At 70.1% G+C, this 21852-nt stretch carries 19 protein-coding genes; 7 read left to right on the top strand and 12 right to left on the bottom strand.

What is annotated here, in order from left to right:
* Positions 1–74 precede the first annotated feature (74 nt).
* Both CR165_RS15390 and CR165_RS15385 read left to right on the top strand, forming a co-directional pair.
* Positions 75–1574, top strand: a complete 1500-nt coding sequence (locus tag CR165_RS15390) for a calcium-binding protein (RefSeq protein ID WP_244311088.1) — start codon at positions 75–77, stop codon at positions 1572–1574.
* 137 nt (positions 1575–1711) lie between these two features.
* Positions 1712–2197 carry a DUF305 domain-containing protein gene (locus tag CR165_RS15385; protein ID WP_099095892.1) on the top strand — a complete coding sequence of 162 codons (486 nt, stop codon included), beginning with the start codon at positions 1712–1714 and terminating at the stop codon, positions 2195–2197.
* 309 nt (positions 2198–2506) lie between these two features.
* On the opposite strand, the gene CR165_RS15380 is transcribed toward CR165_RS15385, so the two are convergent.
* The 4 genes from CR165_RS15380 to CR165_RS15365 all read right to left on the bottom strand — a co-directional run bounded on the left by CR165_RS15380 (position 2507) and on the right by CR165_RS15365 (position 7276).
* Positions 2507–3670: a molybdopterin molybdotransferase MoeA gene (locus tag CR165_RS15380; RefSeq protein WP_099095888.1), complete on the bottom strand. Its 1164-nt coding sequence runs from the start codon at positions 3668–3670 to the stop codon at positions 2507–2509.
* Positions 3667–4044 (bottom strand): c-type cytochrome, encoded by a 378-nt coding sequence (locus CR165_RS15375; RefSeq protein ID WP_099095887.1) that lies wholly within the window; start codon positions 4042–4044, stop codon positions 3667–3669. The genes CR165_RS15380 and CR165_RS15375 overlap by 4 nt, the downstream gene beginning before the upstream one ends.
* A gap of 66 nt (positions 4045–4110) precedes the next feature.
* Entirely contained in the window at positions 4111–6735 is a 2625-nt protein-coding gene (locus CR165_RS15370; RefSeq protein WP_099095886.1) for an arsenate reductase (azurin) large subunit, read from the bottom strand.
* Positions 6736–6748: 13 nt separating this feature from the next.
* The gene (locus tag CR165_RS15365; protein ID WP_099095885.1) at positions 6749–7276 is read right to left on the bottom strand and encodes an arsenate reductase (azurin) small subunit; all 528 of its coding nucleotides are present in this window, start codon (positions 7274–7276) and stop codon (positions 6749–6751) included.
* 319 nt (positions 7277–7595) lie between these two features.
* Here CR165_RS15365 and CR165_RS15360 point away from each other — a divergent pair, with 319 nt between their 5' ends.
* A complete protein-coding gene (locus tag CR165_RS15360) occupies positions 7596–8507 on the top strand; it encodes a DUF4365 domain-containing protein (protein ID WP_176559831.1) in 912 nt (303 codons plus the stop codon).
* 84 nt (positions 8508–8591) lie between these two features.
* On the opposite strand, the gene CR165_RS15355 is transcribed toward CR165_RS15360, so the two are convergent.
* From CR165_RS15355 to CR165_RS15325, 7 genes are all read right to left on the bottom strand, one after another.
* On the bottom strand, positions 8592–9908 hold the full coding sequence (locus tag CR165_RS15355; RefSeq protein WP_099095883.1) for a sigma-54-dependent transcriptional regulator: 1317 nt from the start codon (positions 9906–9908) through the stop codon (positions 8592–8594).
* Entirely contained in the window at positions 9898–11277 is a 1380-nt protein-coding gene (locus tag CR165_RS15350) for an ATP-binding protein (RefSeq protein WP_146201918.1), read from the bottom strand. Before CR165_RS15350 ends, CR165_RS15355 begins: the two co-directional genes overlap by 11 nt.
* A 98-nt stretch (positions 11278–11375) precedes the next feature.
* Complete coding sequence (locus CR165_RS15345; protein WP_245906461.1) at positions 11376–12194, bottom strand: substrate-binding domain-containing protein; 819 nt, start codon at positions 12192–12194, stop codon at positions 11376–11378.
* Positions 12195–12336: 142 nt separating this feature from the next.
* Positions 12337–13563 (bottom strand): organoarsenical effux MFS transporter ArsJ, encoded by a 1227-nt coding sequence (gene arsJ / locus CR165_RS15340; protein ID WP_099095880.1) that lies wholly within the window; start codon positions 13561–13563, stop codon positions 12337–12339.
* A complete protein-coding gene (locus CR165_RS15335; protein WP_109517860.1) occupies positions 13563–14612 on the bottom strand; it encodes an ArsJ-associated glyceraldehyde-3-phosphate dehydrogenase in 1050 nt (349 codons plus the stop codon). Before CR165_RS15335 ends, arsJ begins: the two co-directional genes overlap by 1 nt.
* A 1-nt stretch (position 14613) precedes the next feature.
* Positions 14614–15474 (bottom strand): metalloregulator ArsR/SmtB family transcription factor, encoded by an 861-nt coding sequence (locus CR165_RS15330; RefSeq protein WP_099095878.1) that lies wholly within the window; start codon positions 15472–15474, stop codon positions 14614–14616.
* Between the two features lie 137 nt (positions 15475–15611).
* Positions 15612–16736, bottom strand: a complete 1125-nt coding sequence (locus CR165_RS15325; protein WP_109517859.1) for a substrate-binding domain-containing protein — start codon at positions 16734–16736, stop codon at positions 15612–15614.
* 619 nt (positions 16737–17355) lie between these two features.
* Here CR165_RS15325 and CR165_RS15320 point away from each other — a divergent pair.
* The 4 genes from CR165_RS15320 to CR165_RS15305 all read left to right on the top strand — a co-directional run bounded on the left by CR165_RS15320 (position 17356) and on the right by CR165_RS15305 (position 19563).
* Positions 17356–17889 (top strand): hypothetical protein, encoded by a 534-nt coding sequence (locus CR165_RS15320; RefSeq protein WP_099095876.1) that lies wholly within the window; start codon positions 17356–17358, stop codon positions 17887–17889.
* An 86-nt stretch (positions 17890–17975) separates the two neighbouring features.
* Positions 17976–18485 carry a hypothetical protein gene (locus CR165_RS15315; protein WP_141563146.1) on the top strand — a complete coding sequence of 170 codons (510 nt, stop codon included), beginning with the start codon at positions 17976–17978 and terminating at the stop codon, positions 18483–18485.
* A gap of 168 nt (positions 18486–18653) precedes the next feature.
* Positions 18654–18947, top strand: coding sequence for a hypothetical protein (locus tag CR165_RS15310; protein ID WP_141563145.1), 294 nt, complete (start codon positions 18654–18656; stop codon positions 18945–18947).
* A gap of 127 nt (positions 18948–19074) precedes the next feature.
* Positions 19075–19563 carry a hypothetical protein gene (locus tag CR165_RS15305; RefSeq protein ID WP_099095873.1) on the top strand — a complete coding sequence of 163 codons (489 nt, stop codon included), beginning with the start codon at positions 19075–19077 and terminating at the stop codon, positions 19561–19563.
* 221 nt (positions 19564–19784) lie between these two features.
* On the opposite strand, the gene CR165_RS15300 is transcribed toward CR165_RS15305, so the two are convergent.
* Complete coding sequence (locus CR165_RS15300) at positions 19785–21671, bottom strand: competence protein CoiA family protein (protein WP_198368131.1); 1887 nt, start codon at positions 21669–21671, stop codon at positions 19785–19787.
* Positions 21672–21852: the final 181 nt, after the last annotated feature.

The following is a 21852-nucleotide window of genomic DNA, read 5'->3' as shown; positions in this document are numbered from 1 at the left end:
GGTCCGGTCCTTGTCACCTCCACCGGAAGCAAACGCTTCCCGTGCAGATCAAAACGTTCTGACGGAGCGTCGGCATGAGCCAGAATCAACATCTCAGCAGCCTGCTCACGAACCTCACGGACCGGCTGGCTGACACCCTGCACGGCACGCTGGGCGGGCTTCACTTCGATTTCGAGGCCGGTGGCCACGTCCACAACGTCACCTTCGGCGATGAGAGCGCCGACACCTTGGGCGGCACCGACGGCGCCGAGTTCACCTGGGGCCTCGAAGGCGACGACCGCATTGGCGGGGGCGGCATGGACGATGTCCTCCACGGCGGTGCGGGCGCCGACGTGGTCTCCGGCAACATGGGCGACGACGAGGTCGAAGGTGGCGAGGGCAATGACACCCTCTACGGCGGCCCTGGCGCCGACACGCTGCGCGGCGGCCCCGGGAACGACCACCTGGACGAGGGTGAGGGGCACAGCACCGTCGACGGCGGCATGGGCGACGACACCCTGGTTGGCGGAGGCGGCCCGGACGCCTTCATGATCGGCCGGATGAGCGGCCACGACGTCATCAAGGACTTCACCGCCGGTCCCGGCATGTTCGACCACCTGGCGGTCATGGACGGCCTCCAGTGGACAGACCTTGCCTTTGCGGACACCGCAGATGGGGTCCAGGTCAGTTGGGACGGGGGTTCAGTCCTGCTGGAAGGCGTCTTCAAGGCGGACCTGGCGCAGGACGACTTCATGTTCGGCGACGCGGCCGACCTGCCTCCCGGCCTGCGGGTGCCTGACGGCCCAGCCGACGAGGCACCGACGCCCAGCGTTGCGGGCCCCGAGGTATCCGGTGAGCCACAGGCCGGTGCCATCTTCGACCTTTTGGCCGACCACGTCTTCGATAACCGCACCTTGAGTTTCGACATCGAGGGGAACGCCGTCCTCCGCGGCACCGCTGGTGCCGATACCCTGACGGGGTCGTCGGAATCGGACACCATCTTCGGACTGGCGGGAGACGACACCATCTCAGGCCTGGCCGGGGACGACCATCTCCAGGGTGGCGACGACCGTGACACCATGGCGGGCGGCGACGGCATGGACCGCCTGACGGGGGAGGCTGGCGACGACAGGCTCTTCGGCGGGGCGGAGTCCGACGAGCTCATGGGCGGCGACGGGAACGACTACCTCGACGAGGGCGCCGCGCACGGGATGCTGAACGGCGGCATGGGCGACGACACCCTGGTCGGCGGCACCGGCGCCGACGCCTTCATGGTGTCGATGGACAGCGGCCACGACGTGGTCCTGGACTTCGAGGCGACCGGCGAGGCCCAAGGCGCCTTCGACCACATCGCCTTCATGGAGGGCATCCAGCCTGCGGATGTCGTCATTCAGGACACAGCCGGGGGCGCCCTGGTCGGCTGGGGCATGGGCGAGGACGACACCTTCGCGGGGTCCATCCTCCTCGAGGGCATCGCCAAGGACGACCTGCGGCAGAGCGACTTCATGTTCGCCGAGGCGCCGGGCTTCGTGGAGGGCATTGGCGACTTCGGCTCCTGGTACGTCTTCCCGGAGAGCGGCGGCCCGATCGCCTGAGTTCAAGCGGGGGCTGTCTAGCCAGGCTCACCGCCTCCAATGCGACCGGTGCCTGCGGGCACTGGTCGCGCTCCTGCCAATCGAGACCTGTCGCTGAAGCCGGGCCATCCCGGCCAGCGGCCAGAAAGGGCTTCGCCATGAGCTACGCACGTTTCGGTTTGATGATCCTGGTGTCGACCGTGGTCATGTTCGGCCTGATGTACCTGAACACCTATGCCCTGGAGCACGTCTTCTACAGCCAGACCCGGACCTGGATGGCCCTCGTGATGGGGGCGACCATGGCCGTCATCATGCTGCTGTTTATGCTCGGCATGTACCGGAACCGGACCGCCAACATGGCCATCCTCGGCGCCAGCGTCCTGGTGTTCGCAGGGTCGCTGTGGCTGGTCAGGAGCCAGCAGACGGTGGGCGACGTGGCCTACATGAAGGCGATGATCCCGCACCACTCCATCGCCATCATGACCAGCGAGAGGGCGCGGATCCGGGACCCGCACGTCCGGCAACTGGCCGACAGCATCATCGCGGCCCAGGTGCGGGAGATCGGCGAGATGAAGCAGTTGATTGCCGAACTGGAGGCCAACCCTCCGGCACCCTCTGCGCCGGTGCTGCAGCCCGCGCGCTGATGGTGTTTGTGCGGCGCCCGCGGACTTACTGGGGGCGCATGCCATCGGCAGGGCATCCATCGCGAGACCTTCAGCAGGGAGGGTCCGCTTTGCCCTGCCTCACCTTCCGAAGCGGATAGGCGGCTATCGACCAGAGGCTGCCAAACACCCGAACGCAACACCGGAGTCCCTGCCCTCCGAAACCTGGCGAAACCGCCGCGGCAACGAAGGAGCACGGGCGCCATCCTACCCGTTTAGGATTCCCGCTAGGGATAGAAACGCGACCGCGTCCCCGGCCCGCAGCATCCCGACGTCTCGACCTACCCTGACCTAGCCATCGGCCGCTACCAGCGGCATGAGTCGCGCCGACCCTGGCTTGCTGATGTGCTCGACCACGAGGTCCGGCCCGACCATCGCGGGGGCGAACTCTTCCCTCCCCGGCTTCCGGTCCCAGCCGGACGCCAGGCGCGCTGGCAAGGATTTCAGGCCGCCGTCCACAGCCCCGGTAAGCCGAGCTACCAGCGGGCGCCCGAACAGGATGCCGCTAACCAGCGCGGCCACCAGGTTGCCGGGCAGGAACAGGCAGCGCGCCGTGCCGATGCCGCCGAACACCAGTGGCTTGCCCGGCTTCAGCGCCACGGCGCACCAGGAGCCGTGGCCACCGGCGTCATGCAGGGCGCCCAGCAAGTGGTCGGCCTCGCTGCCGGACACGCCGCCCGAGGCGACGATGGCGTCGCACCCGGACGCCCGCTCCAGGGCGGCCGCGATGTCGGATCGCCGGTCAGGCAGCAGGCCCAGGCCAAGGATTTCGACGCCCATGCCCCGCAGCAAGGCGGCCAGCATGGGGCGGTTGCTGTCGTGGATGGCGCCCGGCGCGTGCGGCATGCCCGGCTCGAGCAGCTTGTCACCGGCGGAGGGCACGGCGACCCGCGGCCTGCGCCGGACCGCGACGTCGCCCACCCCAACCGCAGCCAGCAACGCGAGGTGGCGCGGGTCGAGCCGGGTGCCCGCCTCCAGCACCGCCTCGCCCGCTTGGAAATCCTCACCCCGGCGGCGGATGTTGGCATCCTGCAGGAGCGTCGGCGACGCGACACCGGAGTGCGGGTCCACCCGGCAGCCCTCCTGCATCGCGACCGCCCAGACGCCCTCGGGGACGGCGGCGCCGGTCAGCAGGCGCACCGCCTCACCGGCGCCCACACGCGGCAGGCCACCCGCGCCCGCCGGAAGGTAGCCGACGACCTGGAAGGGGCCGGGCCCCGGCCCGCCGACGCCATAGCCGTCCACGGCGGCGCGGTCGAACGGCGGCATGTCCGATGTCGCCAGTACAGGATTCGCCAGCACCCGCCGGGCCGCCGCCGACAATGAAACGAGCTCGACGCCCCGCACCGGATGGACGTCGGCGAGAAGCCGTGCGCGCGCGATCTCGACGTCCACAAGGCCCGCTTGCAGGTCGCAATCGGAGCATGCGGGGCGGGGCGCGAGGCTGGTGGTCACGACCCCGCATTCTCCTTGAGATAGGCCAGCAAAGCGTTCAGGCGTGCCTCGTCCTTCATGCCAACATAGGACATGCTGCCTCCGGGCACGACCTGCTTGGGGGCCTGCAAGTAGGCGTGCAGCGTCGCCTCGTCCCAGGTCAGTCCTTCCGCCGCCCTTGTGCGCATGGCGTTCGAGTAGCGGAAGCTCTCGACGGCTGCCGCGCGGCGGCCCAGCACTCCGGCGAGGCCGGGGCCGACGCGGTTGCGGCTGTCCACGCCGTGGCAGGCGCCGCACTGGCTGCGGAACAGTTGCTCGCCCGACGGGACGGTCTGGGCGAGAGCCGGGAAGGCGAGGAGCGGCACGCAGAGCAGGGCCGAGGCAAGGACTCGCATGGGGTCTCCAATGGCAGGGGGAGCGTGACGACGCAGCCGGGCGGCCGCGTCGCAGGGTGCCCGATCTCAAGTCTGGGCCCGGTACTCCTGGGTCTTCCAAGACAGGTGGCGGACGGCTTCGGGGGCGTCGCTGAGCTTCCGGATGTTCGCCCAGGTCTGCTTGTAGTTTGGTATGACCAACTCGTTGGTCGCCTTGCTGACCACGTTGCCCTGCACGCCCGTCGGGTAGCCGAACAGCATGAAGGTCTGGTTGCGGCCGAGGCCCCCCTCCGGCCATGCGACCGCCTGGGTGGCGCCGTTGCCGTTGAAGACCTCGACGAGGTCGCCCGGCTTTAGCGCCAGCTCGCCCATGTCATCCGGGTTCATGCCGATGTAGGGGTACGGGAAGCGGTCGCGAACAAAGTCGTTGTGCTGGTCGAGGTAGGCCGACTGCCAGACGTGGTTCGCGCGGCCGTTGTTCACCAGGAAGCGTTGCGAGTCCTTCTCTGCCTGCTTGCCCTGGGCCTGCAGCCCCCGCCATGGGGTGGCGGCGAATACCGCCTTGCCGTCCGGGCGGTTGAACTTGCCGTCGGCGTAGAGGCGCTTGGTCCCAAGGATTCGCTCGCTGCCGCCGGTGGTCGCCGCCGGTGTGCCGGTCGCACCGGCGCCCGGCGCCGCCTGCTGGACGGGTTCGCGGCCGCGGGCGCCCTCTATGCCGGGCCCCTGCACCACCATGCCGGGCGAGGCGCCGGTGGTCGTGCCACCAGCCACCGCGCCGGTGGTCTCCAGCCCGACTGCGGGCTCTTGGAACCCGTTGGTGCCCATGGCGCGAAGCCGGGCGTAGGTGACGAACTCGCCGCCCTTCTCGTGCTGGTGGTAGCCATCCATGAACGCGTCCTCCTCCGTCTTCCAGTCGTAACCCCGGAAGCGGTCGGCCACGGCGGCGTTCCCGGCCGTGCGGAAGGAGCGCTCCAGGGCCTGCGCCAGGCGCGCGACGATGAGGCAGTCCGGCATCGCGTTGCCCGGCGGGTCCATGTAGCGCTCGGTCAGGCGCATGCGGCGCTCGCCGTTCATGGAGGTCAGGTTCATCTCCCCCGAGGTCGCCGCCGGGAGGACCACGTGCGCGCAGGAGCCGATCTGGGTCGGCACGATGTCCACGTCCACGCTGAACAGGCCGCCCGCGCGGATGGCCTTCATGATGGCCTCCACCTGGGCGGCGCGGTCACCGGCGGGGACGGAGTCCATCGCCTCCTTCACCATGTTGGTCCGGCGCTGGTAGGCGCGCTTGAACTCGGAGGCGTTCAGGGTCGTCTTGAAGTGGTCGCAGCCCCAGACGTGGTGGATGCCGCCCTTGCCGCCGATGAGGAGCTCGTCGACGTTCTGGGCGGGCTTGCCGACATGGGCGTCGGAGGGGCGGGCATAGCCTTCCTGGTGACCGCCGAGGCGGACGCAGCCGCCGCCGGGGCGACCGATGTTGCCCGTCGCCAGGGCGATGTTCACCAGAGACTGGTTGGTGCGGTAGTTGTCGTTGCCCCAGATGATGCCCTTCTCGTATGCGAGCATCGTGCGGCGCCGGGCGCCACCCTGCTTGGGCTCCGCGATCCAGGCCGCCGCCTTGCGGATGTCCTCCGCCGACACACCGGTGAGCCGGGCCGCCTCCTCCACCGTGGTGCGGTTGGCGCCGATCGCGGCGTCGTAGTTGCTGGTGCTGGTGGCGATGAACGCCTTATCGGCCCAGCCCTTGGTCGCGATCTCGGTGAACAGCGCGTTGAACAGCACGAGGTCGGTGCCGCTGTTGATGCGCAGGTGGAGCACGTTCTCCTTTCCCGCCTCGGCCTCGCAGGCCGCGATGGTCACCGTCCGGCGGGGGTCCACCACGATGATGCGGGCGGCGGCGTGCGGCTCGTTCGGCAGCTGGCTCTGCTTCTTGTCCAGCGTCGAGCCGCGCAGGTTCGGCACCCAGTGGTTCAGGAAGTAGTTGGTCTGGGTCTCGAGGGAATTGGCGCCCGCGATGAACAGGGTGTCCGCGAGCTCGGCGTCCTCGTAGCAGTTGTTCAGCTCACCCACGCCCATGTCGCGGGAGCCGTGCACCTCGGAGTTGTAGGCCGGACGGTTGTGGATCCGGATGTTCTTCACCTTCATGCTCTGGAAGTAGAGCTTTCCGGTCGCCCAGGTGTTCTCGTAGCCGCCGCCCGCTCCGCCGTGGTCGTAGGCGGAGACCAGCAGGCCGTCCTCGCCCTGCTCCTCGATGACCCGGCGCGTGACCTCGGCGACCAGCGCGACGCTGTCGTCCCAGGAGGCGGGCGACATGGTGCCGTAGCGCCAGACCAGCGGGTCGGTCAGGCGCGCCTGCTGCGTCCCGGTGACGGTGGAGTAGGACATCTCGGCCATGCGGGCGCCGCGGATGGAACCGAGGCCGGAGTTCACCACGCAGTCGTGGTCGGGCTTGATGACGATGTGGACGTCCTGCCCGTTGTGCCGGACGACGTTGTACATGGACGGCGCCGCCCAGGCGGCGCTGTCGGCGCCGAGCTGGCCCCGCATGTCCTCGCCGTAGGCGTTGTCGTCCGGCGCCGGGCCGCCCTGGCGGTTCACGGGCCAGGAGTAGGCTTTGTAGCCGCAGCCCACGATGCAGTAGTGGCAGACGACGTTGTTGACCTTGGCGTCCCGCGGCGGGATCGGCAGGCGGTCGATGTTGCGCTTGTAAGCCATGTTCCCGCCCTCCTCAGGCCAGCACGTTGGAGTGGCGGCCGTACAGCAGCTCGTCCACGCCCTCGGCGTGGATGTCGCCACCCGCGTCCACGCGCAGGCGGAACTGGGCCAGGTTCTGGGTCGCGTGGCCCCAGACCTGCAGGCCGCCCTTCTCGCAGTCGAAGCGGCTGTAGTGGCCGGGGCAGTTCAGGGTGCGGTCGTCGGCCTGGTAGAACATGGGGTAGCCCTTGTGTGGGCAGAGGTTCGAGAAGGCGACGACGTCGCCGTCCGGGCCGACGCCACCTTCGACCCGCGTGCCGAGCTTGATGAGCACGCCCGTGCTGTCGGCGTCCGGGTAGCTGATGTCCATGGGCTCGTTGACCTTCAGGTCGCGCATGTTGCCCAGCCTGCTGACCGGGTACGCCACGCGCGCCAGGGCCGGTGTCGCCTTGGCGGGCGCCTGCGGCACCGTGGAGGCCGCCGCCGCGCCAGCCACCGCCAGCGCCCCCCGTCCCAGGAAGAAGCGGCGGCCGCTCTCCGTAAGCTTGTTGCAACCCGACATTTCCGTCTCCCCGCTCTCAGGCGACGACAGCATTGCAGCGGGCGTGCCAACGGCGCCCGTGACGGCGGTGGCTTACGGTGCCTTGGAAATCAGGATGTTGACGGAGGATTGCTGTCACCGGACCGTCACCGGAGTCCAGGAAGCTGGACTTGGCGCCGTCCGGGTCCAGAAGGCTGGACTTTGCGCCCCCGCTCGCAAGGCAAGAACGAAAGGCATCCTGGACCGTTGCGGCGCCTACGTGACATCGTGGTCGGGGCCTCGCCCGACGCCGCACGTCGTGTGTAGTATTGCGCCCCTTCTGCTATCAGTGATGCATCCCATGGCCAGAACATCAACGGCACTGACAGAGCGCGTCGGCGTTCAGGAAGTGAACCTCATCTTCACCAAGCGCCTGAAGTGGTTCTTCCGCGAGCAGACGATCAGCGACTTTGGTGTCGATGCGGAAGTCGAGATTGTTGACGAAGAGGGAGAGCCAACGGGACAGCTGATTGCGCTTCAGGTTAAGTCGGGCACCTCTTTCTTCCAGCACAAGGATGCAGAGGGGTACACGTTCTACGGTGAGCCTCGCCACCTCGAGTACTGGCTGCGGCACTCCCTCCCAGTGTTTCTGATCCTCCACAATCCAGAAACCGGCCTCACCCTCTGGCAACGTGTTGAACGCCATCTGACAAGGCAGACAAAGAAGGGCTGGGCCATCCACATCCCTTCTCGGAACGTGCTGGATGAGAAGGCGAAGCCCGCCCTCGCCAGCGGGATCGGCACGGACCGTGCGTCGATCAAGCGTTATCGCTTCGCGGCCGACAAAGCAGACATGGAGGAATACCGAGACAAGGAAGTCTTCTTCAGTTTCGACTTCTGGGTCAACAAGACCCTGGGTCTTCGCAAGATAGACGTTTACTACGGGAGTTATGAAAAGAGCCAACCGGATTCCCAAATTGGTGTCTGGGGTACAACTCACACGCCTCACGGAGTCATGAACCACTTCTTCCCGTGGCTCACCTACCAGTACGCCAAGCTCATCCCTGCGGAAGAACAGTCCAACGAGATCGAGACCCACATCGTGCAGGTGGAACTGAACGAGGCGGCGAAGCAGTTCCTCGCCGTGGAAGCCTTCTTCGAGGATCCAGATGATCCTGAGCCGCCAGAGGAACCGGAGAGGGATGACGAAGACGAGTGCGACGAAGAAGACTACAATGAATGGGCGTTCAGACGAGCCATGGAACGTGATTAGCCCTGAGCGCTTGTTTCGGAGCCTGGTGTAAGCGCTGCTGCCTGTCAGTTTGGGCGAACCACCGTCCGCTCAGGCTTCATCCGATCACCGCAAACCCAGCTTCCGGATCTTCTCGAACAGCGTCGAGCGGCCGACGCCGAGGATGCCCGCCGCGACCTCCACCTCGCCGGACGCGGCGGCGAGCGCGGCGGAGACCGCCCGCCGCTCGGCGTCCGTGACCGCCTCGGCCAGCGTCCCGACCGCCGCCACGGGGCTGGCGCCGTTGGACGCGGTGCCCCCCAGGAGGTCGTCGACACCGACCCAGGGCCCGTCCGCCAAGGCGGCGGCCCGCTCAACCCTGTTGCGGAGCTCGCGGGCGTTGCCGCGCCAGTCCGCTTCCTCCAAGGCGCGCTCCGCCCGGCTGTCCAAGCCCCGGATGCCGCGGGCCGAAGCCAGGGATGCGTTGGCAAGGAATTGGCGCGCCAGCGGCACGATGTCGTCGCGGCGCATGCGGAGCGGCGGGATCTCGATGCGGATCACGTCGAGCCGGTAGAGCAAATCCTCGCGGAAGCGGCCGTCGCGCACAAGCTGGTCCAGGTCGGCGTTGGTCGCCGCGACGACGCGCGCGTGGAACGCCAGCGTGCCGGAGCCGCCCACGCGGGTGTACTCGCGCCCTTCGAGCAACCGCAGGAGCTTGGCCTGCAGCCCGGGCGCCAGCTCGGCGACCTCGTCCAGGAACAGCGTGCCTGCCCCTGCCCTTTCGGCGCAGCCGATCCGTCGCATGGCGGCGCCGGTGAAGGCACCGCGCTCGTGGCCAAAGACTTCGCTCTCCGCCAGCTCGGCCGGGATGGCCGCGCAGTTCACCGCGACGAAGGGCGCCGCCGCACGTGGGGACAGGCGGTGCAGGAGCTTGGCCGCCACCTCCTTGCCGGTGCCGGTCTCGCCGAGCAGCAGGACCGGGCAGTCGCTGGGCGCCGCCCGGCGCACCGTCGCCTCGATCCGGCGGATGGCGGCCGAGACGCCCAGGGTAGCGTCTGCCGCGGGCACCACGCGCCGGGCCATCAGGGCACCAACGCGGCCGAGGAGGTCCTGGATCTCGACGGGCTTCACCAGGAAGTCGTCGGCGCCCGCCTTCATGAGCCGGATGGCCTGGTCGACGCCAGCGTAGGCCGTCATCACCAGCACGGGCGTCCCGGCGAGACGGCTGCGTTGGGACAGGAAGAGCTCCTCCCCGGAGCCGTCCGGCAGGTGCAGGTCGGACAGCAGCAGGTCGGGCACCCGCCGCTCCAGCGAGGCAGCGGCCTCGACGGCGCCGGTCGCGACCTCGACGCCGTACCCCTCGATGCGCAGGCGCTGGGCCATGGTGCCCGCCGTCGTCGGGTCGTCCTCGACGAGGAGGATCTGGCCTCGTTCAGCTGGCATGGGCGACCTCCTTGGCGTGGGAGGGGACCGGCAGCTCGGCGACCAGCCGCGTTCCCCGCGGTGTCGGCTCGCGCGTGATCCGTCCCCCCTGGCTGCGCGCCAGCCGGGCGGCGGTCCAGAGGCCGAGCCCGCCACCAGAAGGTGGTGGGCCGTCCGGGTCCGCGAGGAGGCTTTCGGCTTCGGCGGGTAGGCCGGTGCCGACATCGCCCACCTCGATGACCGCGCCGCCCTGGCTGAGTCCCTGCGCGCGGAAGCCGAGGACGCCTTGCGGCGGCGAGGCGGCGGCCGCGTTGAGGAGCAGGTTCAGCGCGATCTGCCGGGCCAGCGTCCGGTCGACGCGCACGCCGTCCGGCAGGTCGTTGCGCCAGTCGAGGGTCAGGCCACGGCGTGACACCTCGTGGCGGATGAGCAGCCGCAGGTCCTCGAAGTCCTGAGCCGCGAGTGGTGCCTCGCCCGGCCCCGTCTTCCAGGATGACAGCCCTGCGCGGACCACCTTGCGTATGTCGTCCAGGCCCCGCCTGAGCAGGCCGACGGCCTCCTCGCGGATGTCGCGCCTGTCGCCGTACTCGGAGAGGGTGTCCACCGCCGTCATCAGGCCGCCGAGCGGGTTGTTCACCTCGTGGGCCATGGCCGCCGTCAGGCGCCCAAGCTGGGCGCGGCCCTCCTCCCGGGCCAGCCGCCCGGCCATGAGGTCCCGCTCCGCGATGGCGGCCACGGCGCCGTTCCACGCGTTCACCAGGGCCAGATGCTCAGGGCCGGAGCCCGCCTGCGCATCCAGGGGCTCGGGGCGCCTCCCCTGGGCGGCCTCGAGGAGCCGATGGCGGAGCCGCTCGGTCGGCAGGAGGATGCGCCGGACCAGTAGCGCGCCTGCGGCGGCGAACAGCGCCGCGATGCCGATGTTCGCCAGGACCAGCGCCCTGACCACCGCGTCCCGCTCCGCCAGCAGCGCACCGATGTCGGCCTTGGCCACCAGCCGACCGACCGGCACGCCACCTTCCAGCAGGACCCGCGCCACGACAGCCCGCCCGGCCCGCTCGTCGATGGCGGGCGACCCCGAGGCGATGGCCTGGTCAGCCGGGCCAGACAGAGACCGCGGCAGCGCGGCGCCGGTACGCAGCACCCGCGGGCTCGAGGATGCCAGGACCGAGCCGTCTGGCAGGACCACAACCGACAGGGTGGGCCGGAGGGCTTCGTACTGCCCGCTGGCACGGTCCAGGGCGTCGAACGCCTCCCAGACGTCGGCCCGCACGGCGGCTGGCTGGACAGCTGTCGCCAGCCCGTCGAGGAAGGCCGCCCCCAGGGCCGCCAGGTGGCGCCCCTGGTCCGCCTCCATACGCGCCAGCACCGCCTGCCCGGTGACGGTGGCCACGCCAGCCACCAATGCCGCCACCGTCAAGGGAACGGTGAGCAGCAGCGGCCAACGTCGTGGGTCCAGCTGAGCCCGGAGCCGCCGCGGTCCCGCACGCCTCATGCCCGGCTCTCCAGGTCTTGGGACATCGCGCGGATGCCGTCGTAGAGGCCGGGGCTCCCGGGCATGAAGCCGTCCAGGCGGAGCGCGCGGAGGATCTCGGTGCCCGCCGGGGAACCCGCCATCGCCAGCAGGGCCGCCTCGATGCCGCGAGCCGCGGCGCCCTGCCGCGACACGGTGAGGCAGCAGACCGGCGGGAAGCCCTGCCATGCGGAGCGGGCGACAACGTCAGTCGTCGAGGTGAGCCCAGGCTCCGTCTCGGCCATGGTCTCCCAGACGTAGCCGTCGACGGACCCGCTTTCCGCCAGGCCGCTGCTCACGGCCCGGACCACGTTCCGGTGGCCGTAGGCGAAGAAGGTGGCGCCAAAAAACGTCGCCGGGGACTGGTGCTCGCCCGCGAGGAGCCAACGGGTTGTCAGGCACCCGGAGTTGCTGTCCGGGTCGGAGAAGGCGTGGCTGCGGCCCCGGAGGTCCGCGAGCGACCTCGCCCGCAGGCTGGGGTCCGCGATGAGGTAGGACTGGTAGAGTGGGCGCCCGCGGTGCACCGGCACGGCGAGAACCGACAGCCTGTCGGCGTGCCGCACGTAGGGGAAGCCGCAGATCCAGGCGGCGTCGAGCTGCCCCGTGAGAAGGAGCGCGACAACCTCCTGGTAGGTCCGGCGCTTCACGAGCTCAACAGGGGTACCGAGCGCCGCCGCCATCTGGCTGGACAGCGCCCGCAGCAGGGCAAGGTCGGATTCGAGGAAGACTGGGGTGAGGCCGAAGCGGACCGGGGCCAGAGAGGTCGCACGGGCCCTGCGCGGCCCGGCCAGGGCCACGGCGGCCAGGACGGCCCTTCGGCCTGCGGGGCACGCTGGAGCCATTCGTTCCACCCCCAGGCGACCCACTTACGGGTTCTACCTGCAGCCCTGCATTCGGCGCTCCTTTCGCCGGATTGTCACGTGCTTTGCGAGCGGGGCGTCAGACGGGGGCGTGACGTGCCACGAGGCTCTTGGGGAGCAGGAAGGTCAGGAGGGCGCAGGCGGCGAGCATCGCGGCCGACCCCCAGAGGCATCCTTCCAGACCGGCGTACTGCGTCAGCACGCCCGACAGCAGGATCCCGCCCAGCCGTCCGGCCGCGTTGGCAGCGTAGTAGAAGCCGACGTCCTCGGCGGCCTTCTCGGACCCGGCGTAAGCCAGGATCAGGTAGGAGTGCAGTGAGGAATTCACAGCGAAGGCGAAGCCGAAGATGGCCAATCCGGCGACCACCACGAGGTCGGGGCGCCCGACCGCGCCCGTCGCCAGCACGATGCCGAGCACGACGGGGATGGCCGCGAGCGCCGTCCCCCAGAGCCGCGCCTCCGGCACCTCGCGGGATAGCCCGTCCGGGCTGCGGCGGACCACCTGCGGCGCCAGGCCCTGCACGCCGCCGTAGCCGATCGTCCAGGCGGCCAGGAAGGTCGAGACGCCGACGTAGTTCCAGCCCTGGCCATACAGGAACACCGGCAGGCCCACGACGAACCAGACGTCGCGGGAGCCGAACATGAAGACGCGGGCAGCCGCGAGCAGGTTGACGCCGCGGTTCTTGGCGAAGAGTTCCCTGAAGCTCCTGGACGCCTTGGCCCTGCCCAGCTCCCGGGGGAGCGACAGCAGCACGCCCACCAGGGCCACCACCAGCAACGCCACCAGCGCCCAGAGCGCCGGACGGAAGCCCGCGGCCTGGAGCAGGAAGCCCCCAAGGAAGAAGCCGAAGCCCTTCATGGCGTTCTTGGAGCCGGTGAACCAGGCGACCCAGCGGAACAACTGACCGGCGCCCTGCTGCGAGGACGCCTTGATGGCCGACTTCGAGGCCGTCTTGGTCAGGTCCTTGGCCACGCCGGAGATGCCCTGGGCGCAAACGACCCAAGCCACAGATGCCGCGGCGCTCCAGGCCGGGTCGAGCGCCGACAGCATCAGCAGGCCGCCGATCTGCAGCGTCAGGCCAATGGCCAGCATCCGCGGGATGCCGAACTTCGCGGCCAGCCACCCGCCCCCGAGGTTGGCGAAGATGCCCGCCGCCTCGTAGAGCAGGAACAGGAAGGCCAGTGTGAAGGGGGTGTAGCCGAGCTGGTAGAAGTGCAGCAGCACCAGCATCCGCAACGCCCCATCGGTGAGCGTGAAGCCCCAGTAGGCGCCGGTCACGATGATGTAGTTGCGGACGGCCGACATCAGACGCCGCGCTCCCCGACGATGCAGGCGAGGTCGACCATCCGGCAGGCGTAGCCCATCTCGTTGTCGTACCAGGCGTAGACCTTGAGCATGGTGCCGTCGGTCACCAGCGTGCTGGGCGCGTCGACGATGGCGCTGCGGGTGTCGTTGGCGTAGTCGGCGGAGACCAGCGGGCGCTCCTCGTAGCCGAGGATGCCCGCCAGCGGCCCGGCGGCGGCGTCGCGGAACAGGGCGTTCACCTCCTCCGCCGTGGTCTCCCGCCGCAGCTCGAAGACGGCGTCCGTCAGCGAGGCGTTCAGCACCGGCGCCCGGACGGCGTGGCCGTTCAGGCGGCCCTGGAGTTCCGGGTAGATGAGCGCGATGGCGGTGGCGCTGCCGGTGGTCGTCGGCTGCAGGGACAGCATGGCCGACCGGGCGCGCCGCAGATCCTTGTGGGGGGCGTCCACCACGACGTTGGTGTTCGTCGGGTCGTGGATGGTGGTGATCTGGCCGTGGCGGATGCCGATGGCCTCGTGGACGACCTTCACCACCGGCGCCAGGCAGTTCGTCGTGCAGGACGCCGCCGTCAGAAGCCGGTGCCGGGCCGGGTCGTACTCGTGGTCGTTGACGCCCACCACGATGTTCAGGGCCGCCGCGGCCGGGTCCTTCACCGGCGCCGCCACGATGACGCGCTTCACGCCGCGGTCGAAGTACTGCTGGAGCTGCTCCTGCTTCAGGAACTTGCCAGTGCACTCCAGGACGACATCGCAGCCGAGGTCTCCCCAGGGGAGGTCGCCCGGCGCCGCCGCGGCGCTGAAGCCGACGCGCCGGTCGCCGAGGCGCAACGCCTCGCCGCCCTCCGCCGCGATCCGCTCGCGCCAGCGGCCGTGGATGGTGTCGAACTCCAGCAGGTGCGCCGTCGCCTCGACGCCGCCCTTCAGCTCGTTGACGTGGACGACGTCCAGCCGGTTGCCCGCGCGGGGGTCGTCCGTCTCGCGGTGGACGCCGCCCATGGCGGCACGGAAGGCCAGACGGCCGATGCGGCCCATGCCGTTGATGCCGACGCGCATGTCAGCGCTCCCTTGCGACGGTGAGAGGGGATTCGCCGAGGTCGTCCACGCGGTGGCGCAGGGACAGCCGGTCGAGCGCGTCCACCTTGAGATTGGTGAGGATGCCGAGGCGACGGTGCAGGCTGGCGTAGAGCTCGTTGACCATCAGCTGGCGGTCCGGAGACCCGGCCTCGTAGCGGCCGGGGCCGGGCAGCGGCCATGACGCCGTGATGGCCTGCCCGCCGAAGTCGGGGCAGTGCTGGCCCTGGAGCTCGTCGCAGAGGGTGATGACGAAATCCATCCTCGGCGCGTCCGGCCCCTGGAACTCGCGGTAGGACTTGCTGCGCACCGCGGAGACGTCGTGGCCGAGGCTCTCCAGCTTGCGCAGGACTTCCGCCATTGGCCGCGCCGCCGGATCGGAGCCCGCCGAGTAGGCGCGGAAGCGGCCGCCGCCGAGCTTGTTCAGGATGGCCTCGGCCATGACCGAGCGGGCCGAGTTCCGGGTGCACAGGAACAGCACGTTGAAGGCGGCGACCATGGGGCCGTCCCGCAGGGGTGCTGCCGCCGGTGCCGGAGTCAGGCTGCCGCACAGTTCCGGGCGGCCACCGCAGCAGGTCTCGGTCAGGAAGGTGACGACGTGCCGCAGCCGGTCGATCTGGGCGGCGTAGATGAGGCTGCGCCCCTGCCGCGTGGAGCGGATCAGCCCGACCTGCTCCAGGCCCCTGAGGTGGAAGGACAGCGTGGACGGGACGATGCCGAGCCGCTCCGCCAGGACGCCCGCTGGCAACCCGTCCGGCCCGGCGTCCAGCAGGGTGCGGAGCAGGTCGAGGCGGGAACCCTGGCCGAGGGCGGAGAACACGGACGCGGCTTCGGTGGCTTCCATGCTGTCGCCATAGTCGAACGGCGCGGCCGTGTCCCCCGCGGGCCGCGGCCCGGCGCAGCCACCGCCACCGGCGGCCGACGGGCGCCGACCAGCGGCAGGCGGGTCGAGGTCTCGGGGGTCACGGCCGCGCATCGCCCTTAGCCCGCCGGGCGCCGGTCCATGATGACGCGGTTGCGCACCGCGTCCTGGATGGCGCGGAGCCGCTCCGCCGGTAACGGCACGAGCCCGATGCGGGCCAGGTAGCCTTCCCGGCCCAGGGCGTGATCAGAGGCGTACTCGGCGAGGAATTCCTTGAGGCCGGGCACGCGGTCGATGTTCGGCCGCTTCACGTACAGGAACAGCGGGCGGGAGAGCGGGTACTGGCCAGAGGCGATGGTCTCCACCGTGTCGTCGACCCCGCCGACCATCGAACCCTCGATGCGGTCGCGGGCGGCCTCCAGGAAGCTGAACCCGAAGATGCCCAGGGTGCCGTCGGCGCCGTTCGCGATTTTGGCCACGATGGCATGATCGTCCTCACCGGCGTCGGTCCAGCGGCCGTCCTCGCGCACCGTGGAGCAGACCCGGGTCCGCTCGGCGGCTTCCTCGATGGCCTGGACCTCCGGTGCCGTGCGGCACGCGGGGATCATCGCCAGTTCGGTGAAGCTGTCGCGCGTGCCCGAGGTCGGCGGCGGGCCGATGACGCGGATCGGCCAGTCCGGCAGCTCCGGCGAGATCTGGCGCCACGAGGTGTAGGGGTTCGGCACGAGCCGCCCGTCCCGCGGCACCTGCTTGGCAACGCCGAGCCAGAGCTGAGCCAGCGTGAAGTTCGGCGAGGCGAGGCCCTTCCGGTGGGCGACGACGATGCCGTCGTAGCCGATGGGGATCTCCATGATCTCGTTGACGCCGTTCCGCACGCACAGGGCGAACTCGCCCGCGTTGATGCGGCGCGAGGCGTCCTGCACGTCCGGGTTGCCGAGGCCGTTGCTGCGGCAGAACTGGGCGAAGCCGTGCACCGTGCCGGTGCTGGCCACCCGGACCCGCTCCCCGCCCGCTGCCTTACCGACCGCCTCGGCGACGGCCCGGCTGAACGGGGCCACCGTGGAGCTGCCGGTGACCTGGGTGACCTCTCGGGTCTCGGCCTGCGCGGGCGCGGCCACCCCGAGGAAAGCCGCCGCGGTCCCCGCCAGCGCGAGCAGCCTACCCGCCCGCGGCACCAAGGCCCCTGCCCGGTTTGGCTTCGTGGTCCCGGCCGCTGTGGCGCCGGACGTCGGCTTCGACGACATCGCCGTGAACTCCTGCTTCGCGCATATCGAACGTCGGTTCGATATTTGTGGAAACGTCGTATCATCTCGCCAAGAAGCTGTCTGTTTCAGTTCCGTGAACTCTCCCCGTCGGGGGAGGGGCATTTGATGCCAGTTGATGGCGGGCGTACGGCGCATCAGCGAAGCCCTGGCGGGCTGCCAGCCGTCCTGCCCGCGCCTGGCGGAAGCCGGATGGGAGCCTCCGCGCAGCCAACGACGTGCGCGGAACCCAGAGCGGTCAACCCTGTTTCTCGGCCTGCCGCCGCACCTCGTCGCTGGCCGACTAAGGCATGCCGAACCGGCGGCGCGCGGTCCCCCTGGAATCTATTCAAGATTCGGAGCCGATTCCGCTCGCGGAATCAGTCGGTTACGGGGCTCTTCCCCTACGGATCGCGCGGAACTTCACTACGGATCGCGCCGGAATGGCTTCCCTGGACGCAGTGACGCCGACGCGGCGGCGCCGGTGGCCGATTGACCCTGCGCATTTACCGTGGAGCTCCACGCCCTGTGGGGCGGCGCTTGCTGGCCGTGGAGTTCCACGGTATTCGCGTTGCCCCTTGGCACCGTCGAGGTCCGCCGAGAAACAAGGATTGGGCGCTGCATGGGCACGCCACCGATAGCAGAACGCGACAAGGAACTGCTGCGGCTGCTGCGGTCCGAGTTCGGGTTCGACCTCGAAGGCTGGCTGCGGGCGCACGGCGCCAAGCTGTACTCGGACGCTCTCAGGAGCGTCCTGCACGCGTACTCGCGCGGCCCCGTCGCGGCCAGCGGCGGGTCGGAGCCGATAGGCGAGGCCGCCAGGCAAAGATTTCTCCGGTCGCGCCAGCGCCACGAGGACGATTGGCTGCTGCGCCACGTGCTGGACCCGGTTTCCCCTGACTGCCTGCTTCCTCCGGACCGGGCGAAAGCGCTGCGCGCCCGGCTGCTGGCCAAGCTCCGCGACCGGGCGCGGATCGCCCGTGGCCCTGTCCTGACGGTCCGCGTTTCCGAGGAGACGGCCCTCGGGCTGGACGAGATCGGCCGCAGGCTGTTCGGGTGCACGAGCCGCTCGGAGACGGTGAAGGCGATGGCCCGGGTCGCGACCACGCACCTGAGGTCATCAGAAGGAAAACGGGATGGGTCGGGCGCCGGGTAACCGGGGCTGCCCGCCGCCACGCCGTCGGGGAAAGGACAACCACCATGGGCCGCCGCACGACGCCGAGGCGTGAGAGGATGGCCGCCATGCTGCTCCAGCAGGAGGTCGGCGACGATTGCTTCGCGTGGCTGGCCAAAGCTGGCGTGGCGATGCGGCACCCGGGCGTGCTGAGGCGCGTCGGGCAGTACCGGGAGGCTGGGGGGCCGGAACCCATCCTGGCCTTCCCGCCCGAGGCGACCGACGAAGAGCACAACGCGCTCGCAGATTCATTCCCGGTGCGCCGCACGGCGTGGCGCGCAGCACGTGGCGCCGCGCAGGCGGATTGGCTGACCCGGCACGTGCTGAATCCGCACTCGCCCGACTTGCTGGTGACCGAGAAGTTCGCCGTGGCCACGCGGGCGCGGCTGCTGGCGAAGCTGCGTGACGAGGTGCGCCGGGCAGAGGATTTCCGCACCATCCGAATAGACGCCGAGACTGCCGGATGGCTGGACACGCTGGCCAGTTACAACGGGCTGGGCAGCCGGTCGGCGGCCGTCGAGATGATGGTCCGTGTCGTCATGGAGGCGTCCGGCGGCAAGGCGTCCGCGAAGGATTGACGCCCGGTCATGCGGGCCGTCGCGCGGCCGTCGCCTCCGTCCCGCCGCGCGGCGCCGTTCCTGTGATTGGACCGGCGATCGCGTCGGCGCCACCTTCGCCGCCGCACGCCAGCAAGGCTTGGTCGTTGGTCACCAAGGACGGCGTGCGCGGAAGCAGAAGGAATGCGCATGCCCGGCAAGGACACGACGTTCATCGGCCACACCCCTGCCCCGCTGGCACGCCCGGAGGGACAGCCGCCGGTGGTGCAGGGCGCCGACGGGTCCTGGATGCTGGAGCTGTCGCGGGGCCCCGAGGGCGCGTTCGCTTTCGCCTACGAGCGGGTCGGCGGCATCGTCCGCGTGACCGGCCAAGCGGTGCTGCGGCATCCGGCCGGTCATGTGCTCCAGCCGGTCACCGTCGTTCTGCGCGAGGAGGACGCCGGGAAGCTGGGCGCAGGAATCCTTGGCATCATCGGATCATGAGAGCCGATAGGCGGTCGCGTCGAGACGCGGCGGGCCACAGCCAAATCGGCATAACCCTCTGTGACATTCGCCTGTCGCCGCCCGAGCCAAGCGACTATAGGCTGCCGGGAATTCGCGGATGGCATCCATGGCCGACGACAGCATTGAAACCCCGGCAAAGCCTGGAACCTACCGGCCCGGCGTCGTGATCGGCGCAAGGGTCGCCCTCGCGCACATCACGGAGACTGCTCGAGAGCCCTGCTACGCCATCACCTTCCGGCATCCTCCCCTCTCGGACAGGACGCTCGCGTTCACATCGAGGGGACGCGATCAGCTCATCGATGCGCTCGGCTCCGCACCTGTCGGGCACCTGGTGACCCGGGTGGCGGGCTCGGACATGGCCGCTTTCGATGCGGGGATGGCTGCATTCCAGCAGGCGTCCAGCGGCATGGGATCGGCCGCCAATGCCGGGAACATCAATGACTACGCGACCCGGTCGATGGTCGCCGAGGTGAGCGCCTCGCCGACTTCAAACGATCTCGTCCTCGTCTCTGGACGGCTTCATGAAGGCGGCACCTTCGACATCATCTTGCCGCCGCACGTGGTCCCCGTCCTGATCGGGATGCTGCTCGACTGAGACGCAAGCGAGGCGAGGTGCGGCACCCTCAAGCACGATAGTTCCCAGCGTAATCCTCTGCGGAACGTACGGCCTCGCCCTCTCCACGAGGCGAGCCATCTCGGATGTGGGATCGATCATCGGTTGTCCTCCTGACCTGCCACAACGGAGCAGCGTGCCCCATGTTCGGTCATGGGGGCTGGAAATGGAGCCCTCCAAGCTATCGGCCCGTGCCGATCACCTTACCGCCGCCTGCCCTTAGGCCGCGCCGCATCGAGCAGGCTCCTGCAGCGTTCGAGCGTCCGTTCGTCGACGCACTGTTCCCAGGGCGACCGGCCCAATGCGGGGTGCTTGCCGCGTAGCCACATGTGCGCCCAGTCCGGCTGACCGGGGAAGCGGGCCATCACCTCCGCCTCCAGCCTGCTCCGGCAGCCTGCCACAACGGCGGCAGCCTCCGCCTCCTTGTCGAGGCGGCGCCTCTCGGCTTCCCGGGTCGCCATGATGCGGTCCCGCTCGCCCGCCATCGCCTCGCTGATGCGGTTCCTCGCCTGCCAGTCCAGGGCGAACTGCCCCTCGTCGAGGGGCAGCCCGGTTGCGGCGCTGACCGCATCACAGACCCAGGTCGTGCCCGCATGTTGACCCATCAAGGCGACGGCTCGTGTCATCAGGGTGCCCACGAAGTCCCCTGACTCTTGGCGGCGGCGTTCCGCAGCCTGCCGCGCGAACTCCTCGCGCTCGAGGCGTGCGGCCTCCTGCCGGGCACGCGCCTCGTCCCGGCGCCTCAGCCGCACCGCATCCAGCGGCAGGCCCAGCAAGCCGCCCTCGTACGGACTGGCTTGCGGCTGGACCATCCTCTCGAGCTCATCGAGCCTTCGCATGAGGCGCCCGAAGCCCTCGCCGCCCTCCTCGGCCAGCACACGAGGCACCGCACCGAACTCGGGGACAGCCCTCTCCAGCCAGCCTGCCGTGTCCGCCCAGGGCAGCCCAGCCGCCTTCAGCATGGTGCCCAGCTTGTCCTGGAGTTCACCTTGGCGGCGCCTCGCCTCACTCGCCGCCTCCATCCGCTGCCTGGCTTCCCACCCGACGGTCTGGGCGGCCACCCAGCCCTGGCGGACGCGCATCAGCAGGCCGCGCTCCGCCAGCCAGTCGGCGTAGTCGGCGATGACCTCGTGGGGCGGGCGGAAGCCCGGCACGCGCTCCTGGATGTGCGCGACCAGCTCCGGCTCCCAGTTCCGCCGGATCTGGAACGGCGCCTTGAGCATCTGCCGCTTCTGGAGGGTCCTGAGCGCGGCGTCGCCCGTCACCCAGTGGCCAGCGGCGCCAATGGCGACATGGTCCAGGAACGCCGCCTGCCACGTCTCGGCGACTACCGCGAAGCATCCGTCACCGGGGACGGCCCGGCCGACGAACCCGCCGAAGCCAGCGTCCACGGCCCTGATGCGCCAGCTGGAGTGGCCAGGGCTCACCGGCTCAACCCAGGCGCCCGCGATCTCGTCGGCGATCCGGCCATGGAGCCGCTGCAAGCGCCGCTTCTCGACTGCCGCCCGCTCCGCCGCGATGCGCCGCAGGCGCTCCTCCTCAACGGCGACCTTGGCGTTGTGCAGCCAGTGGCGGGGCGCCGCGCGCAGGACATGCTCGGCGTGCTCGGCACGGGAGGCGTGCCGGGGAACACGGGAGAGGTCTATCTCGACCGCGGGCAGGTTCCGCTCCCGCAGGAGGGCCAGCTTCTCGGGGCCGCAGGGATGGCGGACGTGGAACTCGAGGAGCAGCTCCCTGCCCCGGCCGCGGATGACGGCATCGGGCCGCAGGCCACCCATGTCGACCTCGGCCTCCGCCGCCTCGTAGGGGAAGACGGTGGCGAAGGCGACGTCCTGGCGCAGGCCGTCGACCTCGGCCACCGCGTCCGGCAGGAGGATGTCGCGGGCTTCCAGCACGATCTCCTTGGCCAGCCGGTGCAGGGTGGTTTCCCATGCGCCGACGCAAGCGCGGTCCACGTGGTGGGCGAAGTGGTGGACCTTGATGGCACCCTTGCGGGCCACCAGCCGCTCGCCGCAGCCTGGGCAGCGGCACCGGCACGCCAGCCCCGAGGCCACCTCCGACACGTGGGCCAGGCGGCCATCCTCGGCCAAGCCGTAGGGGAGCCGGGTGCCGTCCCTGTCCAAGTCATGCATCGCGGGAGGCTGGCAGCTGGTTGGTCCGTCCATGGCGCCGGTGAGCTTCGGGGAGGCGGCAGCATAGCATCAACTCGCTGGTTCGGAGCCCCGCCGGACGAGCAGGTCGGCCCCCGCGATGGCTTTGGCTGCCCCGCGG

The organism is Teichococcus aestuarii (genome assembly GCF_003116135.1).
In the GTDB taxonomy this organism is placed as follows: domain Bacteria; phylum Pseudomonadota; class Alphaproteobacteria; order Acetobacterales; family Acetobacteraceae; genus Pseudoroseomonas; species Pseudoroseomonas aestuarii.
This window is presented reverse-complemented; position numbering and strand designations above follow the sequence as displayed.